Source organism: Vibrio sp. 1641 (assembly GCF_033339995.1).
GTDB classification, from domain to species: Bacteria; Pseudomonadota; Gammaproteobacteria; order Enterobacterales; family Vibrionaceae; genus Vibrio; species Vibrio alginolyticus.
Genome location: NZ_JAWOVP010000463.1, coordinates 1 through 535 on the forward strand (window position 1 = coordinate 1; position 535 = coordinate 535).

General features: G+C 46.0%; 1 protein-coding gene. It reads right to left on the reverse strand.

Features of this window, described 5'->3' with window-relative positions:
* Nucleotides 1-535 (reverse strand): sigma 54-interacting transcriptional regulator (locus R7Z47_RS26580; protein WP_318130989.1); only part of this gene is annotated, 535 nt, incomplete at both ends.

Genomic DNA, 535 nt, shown 5'->3' on the forward strand with positions numbered 1-535 from the left:
GATTCAGCGGCGGTGGCAACATATCTAACGTAATTTCTTTGCCGTTGTTGAGCACCACGATATTGCGTAGTACGTTTTGTAGTTGTCGGACGTTACCCGGCCATTCATAACTGTTAAAGCGATCAATCACTTCTTGAGAAAAGCGGACAAAGTTTTTGCCCTCTTCATGAGACATGTAGCCTAACAGTGAGTACGCAATTTCAATCACATCTTCACCACGTTCGCGAAGAGGCGGAAGATGCAAAGGAATCACGTATAAACGGTAGTATAAGTCTTCGCGGAAACGTCCTTCTTGAACTTCTTTCCAAGGGTCTCGGTTGGTCGCACAAACGAAGCGCACGTCCACACTCTTCATTTTTGAAGAGCCCACTTTCTGGAACGTACCGGTTTGGATGAATCGCAATAATTTGGTTTGTAAGTCCAAATCCATTTCACACAATTCATCGAGGAACAACGTGCCACCATCGGCTAACTCAGCGGCACCTTGACGGTCATTTGCCGCACCAGTAAATGCCCCTTTTACGTGACCAAATAG